Source organism: Ruegeria sp. AE4 (genome assembly GCF_056542185.1).
Window position 1 is genome coordinate 383,584 of the sequence record NZ_JBQFZK010000002.1, and the last position, 15,463, is coordinate 399,046.

At 58.5% G+C, this 15,463-nt stretch carries 14 protein-coding genes; 8 read left to right on the top strand and 6 right to left on the bottom strand.

Annotated elements, in window-relative coordinates; translation table 11 throughout:
• Positions 1 to 4: 4 nt before the first annotated feature.
• From argE to ACR0EK_RS06125, 4 genes are read left to right on the top strand one after another with little or no spacing between them, the layout of a single operon-like run.
• The gene (argE, locus tag ACR0EK_RS06110) at positions 5 to 1,171 is read left to right on the top strand and encodes an acetylornithine deacetylase (RefSeq protein ID WP_480773223.1); all 1,167 of its coding nucleotides are present in this window, start codon (positions 5 to 7) and stop codon (positions 1,169 to 1,171) included.
• Positions 1,172 to 1,214: 43 nt separating this feature from the next.
• Positions 1,215 to 2,381 (top strand): M20 aminoacylase family protein, encoded by a 1,167-nt coding sequence (locus ACR0EK_RS06115; RefSeq protein WP_267362903.1) that lies wholly within the window; start codon positions 1,215 to 1,217, stop codon positions 2,379 to 2,381.
• Between the two features lie 15 nt (positions 2,382 to 2,396).
• Positions 2,397 to 3,560, top strand: coding sequence for a M20 aminoacylase family protein (locus tag ACR0EK_RS06120; RefSeq protein ID WP_480481803.1), 1,164 nt, complete (start codon positions 2,397 to 2,399; stop codon positions 3,558 to 3,560).
• A gap of 24 nt (positions 3,561 to 3,584) precedes the next feature.
• Positions 3,585 to 4,748, top strand: a complete 1,164-nt coding sequence (locus tag ACR0EK_RS06125; RefSeq protein ID WP_267362899.1) for a M20 aminoacylase family protein — start codon at positions 3,585 to 3,587, stop codon at positions 4,746 to 4,748.
• A 42-nt stretch (positions 4,749 to 4,790) separates the two neighbouring features.
• On the opposite strand, the gene ACR0EK_RS06130 is transcribed toward ACR0EK_RS06125, so the two are convergent.
• Both ACR0EK_RS06130 and moaA read right to left on the bottom strand, forming a co-directional pair.
• The gene (locus ACR0EK_RS06130; RefSeq protein ID WP_480486238.1) at positions 4,791 to 6,113 is read right to left on the bottom strand and encodes a 3-deoxy-D-manno-octulosonic acid transferase; all 1,323 of its coding nucleotides are present in this window, start codon (positions 6,111 to 6,113) and stop codon (positions 4,791 to 4,793) included.
• Between the two features lie 3 nt (positions 6,114 to 6,116).
• A complete protein-coding gene (gene moaA / locus ACR0EK_RS06135) occupies positions 6,117 to 7,124 on the bottom strand; it encodes a GTP 3',8-cyclase MoaA (RefSeq protein ID WP_480486236.1) in 1,008 nt (335 codons plus the stop codon).
• 90 nt (positions 7,125 to 7,214) lie between these two features.
• Here moaA and ACR0EK_RS06140 point away from each other — a divergent pair, with 90 nt between their 5' ends.
• Positions 7,215 to 7,646 (top strand): hypothetical protein, encoded by a 432-nt coding sequence (locus ACR0EK_RS06140; RefSeq protein WP_480481801.1) that lies wholly within the window; start codon positions 7,215 to 7,217, stop codon positions 7,644 to 7,646.
• On the opposite strand, the gene ACR0EK_RS06145 is transcribed toward ACR0EK_RS06140, so the two are convergent.
• The 4 genes from ACR0EK_RS06145 to glmU are packed head-to-tail and all read right to left on the bottom strand — an operon-like array spanning position 7,634 to position 12,051.
• Positions 7,634 to 8,320, bottom strand: coding sequence for a DNA alkylation repair protein (locus ACR0EK_RS06145; RefSeq protein WP_480481800.1), 687 nt, complete (start codon positions 8,318 to 8,320; stop codon positions 7,634 to 7,636). The genes ACR0EK_RS06140 and ACR0EK_RS06145 overlap by 13 nt on opposite strands.
• A complete protein-coding gene (locus ACR0EK_RS06150; protein WP_480899005.1) occupies positions 8,314 to 8,868 on the bottom strand; it encodes a pyridoxamine 5'-phosphate oxidase family protein in 555 nt (184 codons plus the stop codon). The genes ACR0EK_RS06145 and ACR0EK_RS06150 overlap by 7 nt, the downstream gene beginning before the upstream one ends.
• A gap of 3 nt (positions 8,869 to 8,871) precedes the next feature.
• A complete protein-coding gene (gene glmS, locus ACR0EK_RS06155) occupies positions 8,872 to 10,695 on the bottom strand; it encodes a glutamine--fructose-6-phosphate transaminase (isomerizing) (RefSeq protein ID WP_480899002.1) in 1,824 nt (607 codons plus the stop codon).
• A 3-nt stretch (positions 10,696 to 10,698) separates the two neighbouring features.
• Positions 10,699 to 12,051: a bifunctional UDP-N-acetylglucosamine diphosphorylase/glucosamine-1-phosphate N-acetyltransferase GlmU gene (glmU, locus tag ACR0EK_RS06160; RefSeq protein WP_480773229.1), complete on the bottom strand. Its 1,353-nt coding sequence runs from the start codon at positions 12,049 to 12,051 to the stop codon at positions 10,699 to 10,701.
• Between the two features lie 134 nt (positions 12,052 to 12,185).
• Here glmU and ACR0EK_RS06165 point away from each other — a divergent pair, with 134 nt between their 5' ends.
• From ACR0EK_RS06165 to ACR0EK_RS06175, 3 genes are all read left to right on the top strand, one after another.
• Entirely contained in the window at positions 12,186 to 12,857 is a 672-nt protein-coding gene (locus ACR0EK_RS06165) for an HAD-IA family hydrolase (RefSeq protein WP_480506297.1), read from the top strand.
• A gap of 39 nt (positions 12,858 to 12,896) precedes the next feature.
• Positions 12,897 to 14,087 carry a DegT/DnrJ/EryC1/StrS family aminotransferase gene (locus ACR0EK_RS06170; RefSeq protein WP_480898998.1) on the top strand — a complete coding sequence of 397 codons (1,191 nt, stop codon included), beginning with the start codon at positions 12,897 to 12,899 and terminating at the stop codon, positions 14,085 to 14,087.
• Between the two features lie 164 nt (positions 14,088 to 14,251).
• Positions 14,252 to 15,415: an isovaleryl-CoA dehydrogenase gene (locus ACR0EK_RS06175; protein ID WP_480481794.1), complete on the top strand. Its 1,164-nt coding sequence runs from the start codon at positions 14,252 to 14,254 to the stop codon at positions 15,413 to 15,415.
• Positions 15,416 to 15,463 lie beyond the last annotated feature (48 nt).

Here is a 15,463-nt window from a genome sequence, read left to right on the forward strand (position 1 = left end):
CACGATGGCCAAGCGCCTGACGCCGCTTGAGATCATGACCAAGCTGATCTCATTCCCAACCGTGAGTCGTGACACCAACCTGCCGTTGGTCGACTGGGTGGAAGAATACCTGCAAAGCCATGGGATCACGTCGCACCGCTGGCCTGATCCGGATCAGCCGCATAAGGCGGCGATCTTTGCGCATGTTGGCCCTTTGGAAGAAGGCGCAGTTGTGCTGTCCGGGCACACGGATGTCGTACCGGTTGACGGGCAACCCTGGGACACCGACCCCTTCACCGTGACCGAGGAGGACGGCAAATATTTCGGACGCGGCACCTGTGACATGAAGGGATTTGATGCGCTTGCCATCTGGGCGCTGGTCGAGGCGCATTACGCACGTGTGAAACGACCGCTCCAACTTGCGCTGAGTTTTGATGAGGAAGTCGGGTGCACCGGAGCGCCGCCAATGATCGAGGCGATGCAGGGCGTTCTCCCCAAAGGCTCGGCGGTGGTTGTGGGCGAGCCATCGATGATGCAGGCGGTGACGGGTCACAAGGGTGGGTTCGGCTTTGACACCCATATGGTCGGGTTCGAAGTTCACAGCTCGATCATGCACACAGGCGTCAACGCCATCATGGCGGCGGCCCCGTTGATCGACTGGGCCAACCAACAGAACGCGCGAAACATGGCGACGCAACCCAGTACCGTTGCTGCCGTGTTCGATCCACCCTGGACAACCTGCCACGTCGGTATGATTGAAGGCGGAACAGCCCATAACATTACCGCCAAAGACTGCCGGTTCATGATGGATTTCCGGACTGTGCCCGATGAAACGCAGGCCCAATGGCGCGATGCCTATTTCGAACAGGTTCGGCAAGTTGAGGCTCAGATGCAGGCCGTTCACCCGGATACCCGCATCGAACTGACTGAAAACTTCGCGATTCCGGGGTTGATCCCGGAAGAGGATGGTGAAGCCGAAGCTCTGGTACGCGCCCTGACCGGAGACAACGCAAGCCATGTGGTCAGTTATGGGACCGAGGCAGGCCAATTTCAGGAGGCCGGGTATTCTGCCGTGATATGCGGACCCGGAGACATAGCACAGGCCCATCAGCCGAATGAGTTCATTACGATTGAACAATTCGAAGCCGGTCATAAATTCATGCAGCGATTGGTTGAAAAACTATGCGTCTAGCCCGGTGTAATACGGTGCCAGCGGTTGAGAGAAAGGTCTTGAGATGCCCGTGAAAAACAGACTTGCGGAAATGCATGGCGAGATCACCGAATGGCGTCGCCACCTGCACGCCCATCCGGAGTTGATGTATGACGTCCATGAAACTGCGGCGTTTGTCGCTGCCCGTCTGAAAGAATTCGGAGTGGACGAGATCACTCCGGGCGTTGGCAAAACGGGCGTTGTCGGGGTGATCAAAGGGCGCACGGATACGCAGGGGCGCGTCATCGGCCTGCGTGCAGACATGGACGCGCTTCCGATTGAAGAGGCGACAGGGCTGGACTATGCCTCGACCGTGTCGGGCAAGATGCACGCCTGTGGACATGACGGGCATACTTCGATGCTGCTTGGGGCCGCGCAGTACCTTTCCGAAACGCGCAATTTCGATGGCACCGTAGTTCTGATCTTTCAGCCTGCCGAGGAAGGCGGGGCCGGCGGTCTGGCCATGTGTCAGGACGGGTTGATGGACCGCTGGGGCATTCACGAGGTCTATGGCATGCACAATATGCCCGGTCTTCCGGTGGGAGAGTTCGCAATTCGACCCGGTGCGTTGCTGGCCTCGTCCGATGAGTTTGAAATCACCGTCACTGGCAAGGGCGGACACGCCGCTGCACCGCACGAGGCAGTGGATACAACGCTGGTGGCCTCGCACATCGTTGTAGCCTTGCAATCGGTGGTGTCCCGGACCGTTGACCCGATCAAGCGAGTTGTCCTCACCGTTGGGACGTTTGTGACGGACAGCGTAGCGTCAAACGTGATAGCTCATACGGTTCGTTTGCAGGGAACCGTGCGGACACTTGACCCCGAATATCGCACAATCGCCGAAGAACGCGTGCGCCGGATCGCCGAGGATACGGCCTCGGCCTTTGGCGCGAAGGCGGAGGTTATCTGGACACCGGGATACCCGGTGACAGTGAATTCCGAGGCTGAGACGGGCTATGCGGCCGAGGCGGCAGCAGCGGTTGCGGGCAAGGTCAATGACAGCACGGACCCGATCATGCCGTCCGAAGATTTTGCCTATATGCTTGAAGAACGCCCCGGCGCGTACATCTTTATCGGGAACGGGGATACGGCCATGTGCCACCACCCGCAATACAACTTTGACGACGACGCGATCCCCGCCGGTTGCAGCTGGTTTGCCGAGCTTGTGGAACGACGATTGCCTGTCGCATGAAACAGGGAGAATGACATGCCGATCAAGAACCGTCTCGCAGAGATGCATGATGAGATCACCGGTTGGCGGCGTGACATTCACCAACACCCGGAAATTCTGTACGACACCCACCGCACCAGTGCGCTGGTTGCGGAAAAGCTGAACGAGTTTGGTTGCGACGAGGTCGTGACCGGCATCGGTCGCACCGGAGTCGTCGGGGTCATTCGCGGCAAAAGCGACACGCGGGGCCGTGTGATTGGCTTGCGCGCCGATATGGATGCCCTGCCGATGCAGGAACAGACCGGGTTGGACTATGCCTCAGAAATACCGAATGCGATGCATGCCTGCGGTCATGACGGGCATACTGCGATGGTTTTGGGGGCCGCCAAGTATCTGGCGGAAACCCGCAACTTTGATGGCACGGCAATTGTGATCTTTCAGCCTGCCGAAGAGGGTGGGAATGGCGCCGAGGCCATGTGCAAGGACGGTCTGATGGATCGGTTCGGCATTCAGGAAATCTATGCGATGCACAATGTGCCGGGTGTTCCCACCGGGCAGTTTGCCATTCGCTCAGGCCCGTTGCTGGCAGCGGCGGACGAGTTTGACATCCAACTTGAAGGGCGCGGCGGCCACGCGGCAAAACCTCATCAGACGATTGATACAACGGTGATGCTGTCGCAGCTGATCGTGGCGTTGCAGACGATCGTGTCGCGCAACGCGGATCCGATTTTGCAGGCCGTGCTGTCTGTGACCTCGGTCGAGACATCTTCGAAAGCGTTCAACGTGATCCCGCAATCGGCGCGGATACGCGGCACCGTTCGGACCCATTCCAACGAGTTGCGCGACCTGATCGAACAACGGCTGAAGGAAGTCTCGGAAGGGACCGCTGCAACATTTGGCGGGTCCGTGAACCTCACCTATACGCGCGGTGTTCCGGTGACGATCAATGCCGAAGCCCAGACGGGATATGCAGCAGAGGCTGCGGTGTCGGTTGGGGGCAGTTGCATTGAAGCGCCGATGGTGATGGGGGGCGAGGATTTCTCGTTCATGCTGGAAGAGAGGCCCGGGGCATTCATCGTCTTGGGCAACGGTGACAGTGCCGGGCTGCACCACCCCGAATACAATTTCAATGACGAGATCATCCCCATTGGGTGCTCGTGGTTTGCGGAAATGGTCGAGCGCCGGATGCCGGCGGCGTGACCTGAATCAGGAGAGAGAAAAGACATGCCAGTCAAGAACCGCTTTGCCGAATTGCAGAATGAAATCACGGAATGGCGAAGGGATCTTCACGAAAATCCAGAGATCCTGTTTGAGACCCACCGCACCAGCGCGAAGGTGGCCGAGAAGCTGAAGGAGTTCGGATGCGATGAGGTTGTAACCGGTATCGGACGTACCGGCGTTGTGGGGGTGATTAAAGGCAAGTCGGACAGTAAGGGAAAGGTGATCGGCCTGCGCGCAGATATGGATGCATTGCCGATACATGAGGCGACGGGGTTGGACTATGCCTCGAAAACGCCGGGTGCGATGCATGCCTGTGGTCATGACGGGCACACAGCGATGTTGCTGGGGGCGGCAAAGTACCTGTCGGAAACCCGCAACTTTGACGGCACCGTTGTCGTGATCTTCCAACCTGCTGAGGAAGGGGGCGGCGGGGGCCGCGAAATGTGCGAAGACGGCATGATGGACCGCTGGAACATTCAGGAAGTCTACGGCATGCATAACTGGCCGGGACAGCCTGTCGGCAAGTTCGCAATCCGACCGGGGTCGTTCTTTGCGGCAACCGATCAGTTCGACATCACCTTTGAGGGTCGCGGCGGACATGCGGCCAAACCGCATGAGACCGTGGATACCACAGTTCTGGCAGCGCAGGCTGTCCTTACGTTGCAAACGATTTCTTCGCGCAATGCCGACCCGATTGATCAGGTTGTGGTGTCCGTGACGTCGTTCGAGACGTCATCCAAGGCATTCAATGTGATCCCTCAGACCGTGCAGATCAAAGGCACGGTGCGCACCATGAGCAAGGGCATGCGGGATCTGGCTGAAAAGCGGATCAACGAGATTTGCAACGGTGTTGCGGCCACGTTTGGCGGCACCGCTGACGTGACCTACATTCGTGGATATCCGGTGATGGTGAACAGCGACGAGCAAACAGAGTTTGCGGCGGACGTGGCCCGGTCGGTGTCCGGTGATTGCGACGAGGCACCTTTGGTCATGGGGGGCGAAGATTTTGCCTTCATGCTGGAGGAACGCCCAGGCGCTTATATTCTTGTGGGCAACGGTGACACCGCAATGGTTCATCACCCGGAATACAATTTCAACGACGAAGCCATTCCGGCCGGATGCAGCTGGTGGGCGGAGATTGTCGAACAGCGGATGCCAGCTGCCTGATGGAGAGGGTGGGGGCTCTGCCCCCACACCCCCGGGATATTTCTAGCCAGATGAAGCGGGATCCTCTGCTTGCAGATCAAGCACCGTGCAGAGGGTTTCGACGACGGCATCCAAGGCGGTCGATTGCGTATTGACGCAGGATTGTGCAGCCCTTCGGGCCGCTTGAAGGGCATTCTGGTCCGACAACCAATGTGAAACGGCCTCAGAGAGGTCAGCGGATGTCTGGACCTCGACAGCGCCCTTGGCGTCGATCAGCGGGGCAAAGGTTTCTGCAAAGTTGAAATACCCCGGGCCGGTGATCACGGCGGCCCCGACCTGTGCCGGTTCAAATGGGTTGTGTCCGCCAATTTCTTTCAGTGACCCCCCAAGGAAAACGATCGGGCAAAGCGCGTACCAGGTTCCGGTTTCGCCCAGTGTGTCGGCAACATACACCTGCGTCGTATCTGTGATCGGTGCGTTTTTTGACCGGAAGGACGCCTTGAGCCCCGCGTTGTTCAGAAGTTCTGCAACCTCACCGCGTCGTTCGGGGTGGCGTGGGATCAGAAGCAGCAGAAGGTCGGGCCAATGCTGCAACAATGCTTTGTGGGCTGCCAGAACGCTGTCTTCTTCTCCGGCATGGGTGGAACTGGCGATCCAGACCGGTCTGGCGGCTAATTGCGCGCGAATGTCATCCAGCGTGTTCTGGTCCACAGGCAGAGGATCGGACATGGCCTTGAGGTTGGTGCCGGGCTGCACGCGTTGGGCAGGGGCACCCATGGCAATCAGGTCGGCAGCTGTTTTGTCGTTTTGCGTCAGGAACAGGCGAAACTTATTCAGAATAAACCTTGCCGTTTTAGGGCGCTTCTTCCATCCGGCGACAGATTTGTCCGACAATCGAGCATTCAGCAGAGCCAGTGGAATGTCGCGCCCTGCGCTTTCGACAATCAGCCGCGGCCAGATCTCGCTTTCGACGAAGATCCCGGCATCGGGTTGCCAATGGTCCAGAAAGCGTTGGACCGAGTTGGCTGTGTCAAGCGGCGGGTACTGGTGCCGGGTGCGGGGCGGCAAGCGCTTTTCGATCAGGGCCGCTGAGGTTGGCGTGCCTGAGGTGATCAGAAACTCGGTTTTGGGAAGGCGGTCGGCCAGCCGATTGATCAGAGTGAGGACCGACAGGCTTTCGCCGACACTGGCGGCGTGGAACCAGATCAACTGCCCTGCGGGGCGGGGCATACTGGCATGGCCAAGACGCTCCTGTTGGCGATTGGCTGGTACACCGGCAGCCTCAAGTTTCTTTCGGACGGTTCTCCAGACCAGAGGTGCGGCCAGAGAGATCAGGGCGCAGTACAGATGGTACAGCGCTGTGGGGCGGTCTTTGTGATCCGGCATGTATCAGCCGCCTGTATGGCTCATGTGGCGGCTCATTCGGCCATCGACTGACTGGCGGGAATAGTCGAAGTCGTGACCTTTTGGTTTCAGGTTGATCGCCGCGCGGATGGCATCTTCAAGCGGCTGTTCGGTGTCGGGGTAATCCCGCAATGCGCCGCGCAGATCCGCCATGTCCTCCTGCCCCAGACACATATAGAGTTCACCGGTGCAGGTCAGGCGCACGCGGTTGCAGCTTTCGCAGAAATTGTGAGACAGGGGCGTGATGAAGCCGATCTTCTGACCGGTTTCTTCCAGCCTGATATAGCGGGCCGGACCGCCAGTGCGTTCAGCCAGATCCGTGATCGAGTAATGGTTTTCGTACTCTTTGCGCACATCCTTGAGCGACCAGTACTGATCCAGTCGATCCTCGTTGCCGATATCGCCCATCGGCATGACCTCGATCCAGGTCAGGTCCATATCACGCTCGGCGCACCATTCGGTGATCTTGGGCAGTTCGGGTTCGTTGAATCCCTTGAGTGCAACAGCGTTGATCTTGATCCGCAGCCCTGCCTTTTGCGCCGCGTCGATGCCGTTCAGTACCTGTTTGAGGCGGCCCCAACGCGTGACTTTTGCAAATTTGTCGTCATCCAGCGTATCCAGGGAAACATTCACGCGGCGCACACCGGCGGCATAAAGATCTTCGGAAAAGCGATGCAACTGCGAACCGTTTGTCGTCAGCGTCAGCTCTTTCAACGCACCGCTGTCCAAGTGGCGGGTCATGGCGTTGAAGAAGGTCATGATATCACGACGAACCAAAGGCTCACCGCCGGTAATGCGCAGTTTCTCGACGCCCATTCTTACAAAGGCCGAGCACATGCGATCCAGCTCTTCCAGCGTAAGAAGGTCTTTCTTGGGCAGAAAGGTCATGTTTTCGGACATGCAGTAGACGCAACGAAAATCACAGCGGTCCGTGACGGAGACGCGGAGATATGTGATAGCGCGGGCAAACGGGTCGATGAGCGGAGCAGACATGCGACATAGGTAAAGCTGTAACCTGCCTGCGACAAGTGCGAACTGCGCTTTGCACTGGATCACACCCGCATGGGGTTGTAGTTTCCGGGCATGAAAAAGACATTTGTATTTCTATGCGTTGTTTTGACCGGGTGCGACACTGTCCGGGCAACGACGGAACGTGTATTCGGGTCCGGGGGTGAGGCGGCTGAGGCCGTATCGGATGTCGAAACTGCGCCAGTTGTCGCTGAGGAAGTTCTTCAGCCCGAACCGGTTGCGGCACGCCCCAGTTGGGTCGGGGCCAAAACAACCATTGCCGGGCTTGGTGATCCGACCACGCCAGGACGCTGGATGCAGACGCCGCTGGTCGATAGCGAGGTAACGGCGCGGGTTGTTGTGCCCAAAACCGGCGCGCAGGCCTATATCACTCTGGTTCCTGCCGCAGGCCCGGAAAGTAGCGGCAGTCGCTTGTCGCTGGATGCCATGCGGGCCCTTCTGGTGCCATTGGACGAACTGGTCGAAGTCGCGGTTTATGCCGACTGACTTTTCAGGTATTTGGCTGCTTCGCGGCGGGCAAACGGCTTCATGGCACCACCATGTCTGTCCAAAAACGCGATCACGCGTTCGGGGTCGTGTTTGGACAGTTCCCGCAGCCACCAGGCGATTGATTTCTGAATAAACCAGTCGCGGTCAGGGACATATCCGGCGGCCCAGCCGAGGATACAGTCGCGACGTTGCAGGTCTTCGGGCTTGGGGTGGTTCTGTTTGGTCCAGGGCAGTGTAGCGACAAGGGCCGCGCGCCGGGTCCACATGTGATCGGACTGAGTCCACTGTTCGACGACAATCAGTCTCTCGGGGTCGGCCATCAGTCGTTTTTGCATCGCCATGCAGGCATGATCGGCGACGGCCCAGGCGTCAAAATCCGGTAGCCAGCTTTGAAGCAGGTCCCAAACCTGATCGTCGGGCCGGATGCGGGCCTGGGTCAGAAGCTTGGCCGCGGCAAGGCGCCCTTCGTGGATATCGGTTTGCCACAGCGCCCTGGCCAGCGTGACGCGTTTGTTCACATCCAGCTCTTGCCGCCATGTTTTGGTCAGATCGTTGAGAACCGGATTGGCGACACCCAGATAGACGCGATCCGCCTTGTGATAACTGGCCATCTGACCCGCACGTTCGGGGTCGGCATGGGCTTTGATCTGATCAAGAAAAGGGGTCAGCATTGGGGGCAGACCGGAGCGCCTGTCGGTTCGCCGTCAATCGTCTGGCTGTTCTTTTCGGCCCAATAAGACCGGATGTCGCCGTCCGTCTTGCCATCGACCCATTTCTGCATCGTGTCGCGGTCGGACTTGAATTCCATGAACGGCACTGCATACCCGCAAGAGGTCTGAACCATTTCGATCGACTGGTCATAGATCTGTCGCGCGCTGCGGTGGTTGGGGAAAAGATTGGCCAGTTCATCCCAGCCGTCATCTCCGACGTGCAGAGTGCGGGCTGTGCCATATGTGCGCAGGATCAGTGGGCGCGTGGTGAAGGAGCACCACATCAGTGTCATCCTGTTGACCTGCATCAGATGCCCCGCCGTCTCGTTGCCGCTGCCAGTCAGGTTCATCCAGACGATGCGGTTTGGCCCCAGCACCCGCAGCGAGTCCATACCTTTGGGCGAGATATTGACCTTTCCCTCGGTCCCGGCGGTGCCGACGAAGAACATATGCTGATCTTCGATGAACTTTTGATGCGCGTCATCAAGCCGGGGAAACTGTTTGGACATGGGTCACTCTACCGTCACTGATTTTGCCAGATTGCGCGGCTGGTCTACATCCGTCCCTTTGGCTACAGCTGTGTGATAGGCCAGCAACTGTGCGGGAACCGAATAAAGGATCGGCGCAAGACTGGTGTGAACATGCGGCATCCGGATCGTGCACCAGACTCCGTCTCCGGCCTCGTCAATTCCATCATCATCAGACACAAGGATCACTTTGCCCTTGCGCGCCATCACTTCCTGCATGTTTGACACGGTCTTGTCGAACACAGTGTCACGGGGGGCCATGACAACCACGGGCATATGCTTGTCGATCAAGGCGATGGGGCCATGTTTCAACTCGCCCGATGCATAACCTTCGGCGTGGATGTAGCTGATTTCCTTGAGCTTCAGCGCCCCTTCCATTGCCAGCGGATACATCAGGCCACGGCCCAGGAACAGAACATCGCGCGCCTCGGACAGGCGTTGGGCTGCTTTGCGGATCGCCCGGTTCTGATCCAGTGCTGTGTTCAGCACGGTCGGCAATCCGCGCAGCGCAGCGGCATGATCGGCGATTTCCTCATCCGTCAGGGTGCCGCGATCTGTCGCCGCCTTGAGCGCGAGCATCAGCAAAACGCTTAGTTGACAGGTGAAGGCCTTGGTCGAAGCCACACCGATTTCAACGCCAGCATAGATCGGCAGGGCGATATCGCTTTCCCGAGCAATCGAGCTTTCAGGGACATTGACGACAGAAACGATCTTGTCCGCCTTGCCCTCGCAATAGCGCAGCGCGGCCAGGGTGTCGGCGGTTTCTCCTGACTGGCTGACAAACAGCGCCAGTGTGCGAGCCGTGATCGGAGGTTCGCGGTAGCGAAACTCGCTGGCGATATCGACCTCAACCGGCATCTTGGCCAGTTGTTCGAACCAGTATTTCGCGGTCAGGCAGGCGTAAAACGCGGTGCCGCAGGCGACCATGGTCAGACGGTCCAGCTTGCTGAAATCCAGCTCGGCGTCGGGGAACACCACTTGATCACCGCCCGTGGGCAGGTAGGATCGGATGGCCTCGGCCACGACGATAGGCTGCTCAGCGATTTCCTTGGCCATGAAATGCTTATGCTCGCCCTTGTCGGCGCGCGCATGATCCAGCTTGATCTTGCGCTTTTCCCGGTTGGCCAGTTCACCGGCTTCGTTGCGGATTTCCAGCGATGTTCGGGTCAGAACCGCGCGGTCGCCTTCCTCAAGATAAGTGATCTGGTTGGTCAGCGGCGCAAGGGCAATGGCGTCCGAGCCCACATACATTTCACCATCGCCGTGGCCGATGGCCAGGGGTGATCCTTTGCGGGCCGCTACAATCAGGTCATCCTCACCATCGAAAAGGAATGCAAGGGCGAAGGCACCTTCCAACTTGTCGATGGTCTTGAAAGCGGCCTCGACCGGGGACATGCCTGTGTTGAGGTGATGTTCCGTCATCAGCGCGACGGTTTCAGTGTCGGTTTCGGTCTTGAAGGCCACGCCGTGTTTGGCCAGTTCCGCCCTCAGGTCGCGGTAGTTTTCGACAATTCCGTTGTGAACCACGGCCACCGGGCCCGCCTTGTGGGGATGCGCGTTGTTGACGGAAGGCGCACCATGTGTGGCCCATCGGGTGTGACCAATGCCGGATTTACCGGGCAGCGGATCATGCACCAACAGATCGCTGAGGTTGACCAGTTTGCCGACCGCACGGCGACGACCCAGGACACCGTCATTAACGGTTGCAATCCCGGCGCTGTCATAGCCGCGATATTCCAGCCGTTTCAGGGCTTCTACCAGTATAGGAGCCGCTTCATGCTGCCCCAAGACACCTACAATTCCACACATATCTCAGGCCTCGTTATCGCGGCGAGCCTTCTTCGCCTTCAACATATCAAACAGTTTTCTCGCGTAGCCGGGTTTGTTTTCCTGCTTGGCACGCGCCACGGCCAACGCCTCGGGCGCCACGTCTTTGGTCACCACGGTGCCTGTCGCTGTCATTGCGCCATCGCCCACAGTGACCGGGGCCACGAGCATGGTATTGGAGCCGATAAAGACATTCGCACCAATGGTGGTCTTGTGCTTCATCACGCCATCATAGTTGCAGGTGATTGTTCCCGCGCCGATATTCGTCGCAGCACCCACTGATGCGTCCCCGATATAGCTGAGGTGGTTGACCTTCGCGCCTTCGGCAATTTCTGCATTCTTGATCTCGACGAAATTGCCAACCCGCGTGTTTTCGGCCAGTTCCGCGCCGGGGCGCAGCCGCGCGTAGGGGCCGACAATGGCGCCGCGACTGACATGGCACCCTTCCAGATGGGAAAAGGCCCGGATGGTTGCACCGCTTTCGACGGTCACTCCGGGGCCGAAGACCACGTTGGGTTCGATTACTGTGTCACGCCCAATCACAGTGTCTGCGGACAAGTATACCGTATCCGGTGCCATCAATGTGACACCCATATCCAGCAGTTCTGCCCGCGCGCGCGCCTGAAACACCGCGTCGGCGGCAGCCAGATCAGCGCGTGAGTTCACGCCCAGCGTCTGGGCCTCGTCACAGGCGACGGCGGTTACGTTCAGACCGCGTTTGCGGGCGATCTCAACTACGTCTGTCAGGTAGTATTCGCCTGAGGCATTGTTGTTTTCAACGGCGTCAATCAGCGAAAAAAGCAACTGGGCATTACAAGCTAAAAGGCCCGAGTTGCAAAATGTTATGGTGCGCTCTTCATCTGATGCGTCTTTGAATTCGACAATGCGTTCCAACGTGTCGCCATTCATGACCAACCGGCCATAGCGGGCCGGATCAGCCGCTTCGAACCCAAGGATGACCAGGTCGTTCCCAGATCGAGCCTCGACCATCCGTTCCAGCGTGTCGTGTTGTAAAAACGGGGTGTCGCCGTAAAGAACCACGATATCACCGTCGAACCCGTCCAGTGCCGTCCTGGCCTGACCGACCGCGTGGGCCGTACCCAACTGTTCTTCCTGAACGGTTATCCGGGCATCTTCGTCTTCGTCCTGAGCAACCTTTGCTACAGCATCGGACCCGTGGCCGGTAACGATCACCGTACGTTCGGGCGACAGGACAGACCCGGCGCGCATCGCGTGAACAAGCATCGGAGCCTGAGCGATGGGATGCAGGACTTTGGGAAGATCCGAATTCATCCTGGTGCCTTTTCCGGCGGCAAGGATGACAAGGGCAATGGTCATGAAATCGTTTTCTCTTTGTGTTTTGTTGCCGACCGTTTTATCCGCTGAGGGCAAAGGCGCAAGCTGTTCGGCCATCAAACAAGATTGCCGATTGAAACAGGGCACGGCGAAAACCTGCCGAAACAGGAGGCTACATGCGGACCGTCATCTTCGATCTGGACGGCACATTGGCGGATACATCGGGCGATTTGCTGGCTGCGGCGAACCATTGTTTTCGCGAAATGGGGCATGGTGATGTGCTGGTCCATGGGCAGGATGCAGGCATTGCGTTGCGCGGCGGGCGCATGATGTTAACCCAAGGGCTGAAACGCGTTGGAGCTTACGACGAGGACACCGTTCAGACCTATTATCCTGTTCTGCTTGAGGCTTACGCGCAGGATATCGACACCCACACAAGCTTCTATCCGGGAGCGTTACAAGCCGTCGAGATGCTGAGTAACGCGGGCTACGGTGTCGGCATTTGCACCAACAAGCCGGAACATCTGGCCGAATTGTTACTAACGCGCATGGGAGTGCGGGATCGTTTTGCCTCGTTGGTCGGTGCGGATACGCTGCCGGTGCGCAAACCGGACCCGGCCCCTCTGCGCGAGGCTGCGCGCCGTGCCGGTGGCGACCCGGCCTGTTGCGTGCTGATCGGCGACTCGGATACTGACCGCAATACCGCCCGGGCGGCAGGGGTCCCATCGGTTTTGGTGACTTTCGGACCGTCAGGGGAGGACATGGCAGCGCTGGAGCCCGAAGCGCTGCTGCATCATTTTGATGACTTGCCCGATCTTGTGCCTGATCTGATTGGTGCGGCAGCCTGAAACCTTGACCGGACCCTGTCGGAGAGCCAGAAAAAGACCATGACGGAAACATTCACTGGTAATTTCACGCAGCAGGAACCCCTTCCAGACGATGCAATCGAGGCAGCGCTGGCTGTTCTGCGTCACGGGCGGCTGCATCGTTATAACGTGGTCCCCGGTGAGTTGGGGGAAACGGCCCTGTTGGAGCAGGAGTTTGCGGCACAGATGGGGGCCAAGTATTGCTTGGCGGTTTCCTCTGGCGGTTATGCGCTTGCCACCGCGTTGCGGGCCGTCGGTGTGCAGCCGGGCGACCCGGTTCTGACCAACGCGTTCACTCTGGCCCCGGTGCCGGGATCAATTGCCTCGGTCGGGGCGCGGGCGATCTTTGTCGGCGTCACCGAAAACCTGACCATCGATCTGGAGGATCTTGAGGGTAAACTGGATCAGGCCCGTGTCCTGATGCTTAGCCATATGCGCGGGCATCTGTGTGATATGGATCGTCTGATGCAGATGTGTGACGCGGCGGGCGTTATCGTGATCGAGGATTGCGCACACACGATGGGCGCGGCTTGGCGCGGTCAGTTATCGGGACGGCAGGGGGCAATCGGGTGTTATTCCTGCCAGACCTATAAGCACGTAAACTCGGGCGAGGGTGGTTTGCTGGTTACAGATGACGCGGAACTGGCGGCCAAGGCTACAATGCTGTCGGGGTCATACATGCTGTATGAACGCCATCTGGCAGCGCCGGGACCTGAAGTGTTCGAGCGGATAAAGTACACCACACCCAATGTGTCCGGTCGCATGGACAATTTGCGCGCCGCTATCCTGCGCCCTCAGTTGCGGGATCTGGACCGGCAGGTGGAACGGTGGAACGAGCGCTATAGCGAGATCGAAACCGGACTGCGTGGCACTCCGGGCCTGACGATTGTCGAGCGCCCCGAAGAGGAAACCTATGTCGGGTCTTCGATCCAGTTTCTGCTGTTGGATTGGTCGCCTGAGCAGATTGCTGACGTTATCAGCCGCTGCGCCGCGCGTGGGGTCGAGATCAAATGGTTTGGCGGGGCTGAACCAACAGGGTTCACGTCGCGCTATGACAGCTGGAGATATTTCGAAAGTGAACAGATGCCGGAAAGTGACCGTGTTCTGGCAGGCATCATGGATATGCGTGTGCCGCTGACCTTTTCGCTGGAGGATTGCCGAGTGATCGCGCGCATCATCCGAGCCGAAGTGGGCGCAGTTTATCAATCCTAGCCAAACAGAGTGCGCTTTCAGCGCACGCTCGACCCTTGAGAGCGCCGCCCGGTCCAGGCGGCGTTTTGTGTTTTGGTCCAGGCTTTCACAAAGATTGACCGAAGATAGATTCGCTGCTAGAGATTTATTGAACACTTGTTCATTAATGCGGAGGGAGGACACAGATGTTCATGGCCACGATGAAGTTTGATCTGGGTGAGGATGTGAACGCCCTGCGCGAGATGGTACATCGGTGGGCGCAGGAGCGCGTCAAGCCGATGGCGGCTGAGATTGATGCCAAGAACAGCTTTCCGAATGAACTGTGGAAAGAAATGGGAGAGCTTGGTCTTTTGGGTGTCACCGTGCCAGAAGAATACGGCGGTGCGGGCATGTCCTATTTGGCGCATACAATTGCTGTCGAAGAGGTCGCGCGCGCCTCGGCCTCGGTTTCGTTGTCTTATGGGGCGCATTCCAACCTGTGTGTGAACCAGATCAAGCTGAACGGTTCGGAAGAGCAGAAACAGAAATACCTGCCGCGCTTGGTCTCGGGCGAACACGTAGGCGCGCTGGCAATGTCGGAACCTTCCGCAGGTTCGGACGTGGTGTCGATGAAGCTGCGGGCGGAAAAACGCAACGACCATTACCGCCTGAACGGCAACAAGTACTGGATCACAAACGGGCCGGACGCGGATACACTGGTGGTTTATGCCAAGACGGACCCCGATGCCGGATCAAAAGGCATTACGGCATTTCTGATTGAAAAAGAGATGAAGGGTTTTTCGACCTCGCCCCATTTCGACAAGTTGGGGATGCGCGGGTCGAACACAGCTGAACTGATCTTTGAAGATGTTGAAGTGCCGTTCGAGAATGTGTTGGGAGAAGAGGGCAAGGGCGTAGCCGTGCTCATGTCAGGTCTGGACTATGAGCGCGTGGTTCTGGCCGGGATCGGCACCGGCATCATGGCCGCCTGTCTGGATGAGGTGATGCCGTATCTGGCCGAGCGCAAGCAATTCGGCAAACCGATTGGCAGTTTCCAACTGATGCAGGGCAAGATTGCCGACATGTATACCGCGATGAACTCGGCGCGGGCCTATGTCTATGAGGTGGCTAAGGCCTGTGATCGTGGAGACGTCACCCGGCAGGATGCAGCGGCGTGCTGTCTTTACGCATCCGAACAGGCGATGGTTCAGGCGCATCAGGCGGTTCAGGCGCTGGGCGGGGCAGGGTTTCTGTCTGACGCACCGGTCAGCCGGATCTTCCGGGACGCCAAGCTGATGGAGATCGGCGCAGGTACCAGCGAGATTCGACGGATGCTGATCGGCCGGGAAATGATGAACGAAATGCGCTGAATGAAGACGCCCCGCAGACGAGGTTACAGCGGGGCGTTTCGATCAAAG

Bases quoted from the DNA above. Each gene is read 5' to 3' on its own strand.
- ACR0EK_RS06120 (WP_480481803.1), top strand. From the start codon at position 2,397: ATGCCGATCAAGAACCGTCTCGCAGAGATGCATGATGAGATCACCGGT.
- ACR0EK_RS06145 (WP_480481800.1), bottom strand. From the start codon at position 8,320: ATGCTGACCCCTTTTCTTGATCAGATCAAAGCCCATGCCGACCCCGAA.
- glmU (WP_480773229.1), bottom strand. From the start codon at position 12,051: ATGACCATTGCCCTTGTCATCCTTGCCGCCGGAAAAGGCACCAGGATG.
- ACR0EK_RS06140 (WP_480481801.1), top strand. From the start codon at position 7,215: ATGAAAAAGACATTTGTATTTCTATGCGTTGTTTTGACCGGGTGCGAC.
- argE (WP_480773223.1), top strand. From the start codon at position 5: ATGGCCAAGCGCCTGACGCCGCTTGAGATCATGACCAAGCTGATCTCA.
- ACR0EK_RS06130 (WP_480486238.1), bottom strand. From the start codon at position 6,113: ATGCCGGATCACAAAGACCGCCCCACAGCGCTGTACCATCTGTACTGC.
- ACR0EK_RS06170 (WP_480898998.1), top strand. From the start codon at position 12,897: ATGACGGAAACATTCACTGGTAATTTCACGCAGCAGGAACCCCTTCCA.
- ACR0EK_RS06115 (WP_267362903.1), top strand. From the start codon at position 1,215: ATGCCCGTGAAAAACAGACTTGCGGAAATGCATGGCGAGATCACCGAA.
- ACR0EK_RS06165 (WP_480506297.1), top strand. From the start codon at position 12,186: ATGCGGACCGTCATCTTCGATCTGGACGGCACATTGGCGGATACATCG.
- ACR0EK_RS06125 (WP_267362899.1), top strand. From the start codon at position 3,585: ATGCCAGTCAAGAACCGCTTTGCCGAATTGCAGAATGAAATCACGGAA.
- glmS (WP_480899002.1), bottom strand. From the start codon at position 10,695: ATGTGTGGAATTGTAGGTGTCTTGGGGCAGCATGAAGCGGCTCCTATA.
- ACR0EK_RS06150 (WP_480899005.1), bottom strand. From the start codon at position 8,868: ATGTCCAAACAGTTTCCCCGGCTTGATGACGCGCATCAAAAGTTCATC.
- moaA (WP_480486236.1), bottom strand. From the start codon at position 7,124: ATGTCTGCTCCGCTCATCGACCCGTTTGCCCGCGCTATCACATATCTC.
- ACR0EK_RS06175 (WP_480481794.1), top strand. From the start codon at position 14,252: ATGTTCATGGCCACGATGAAGTTTGATCTGGGTGAGGATGTGAACGCC.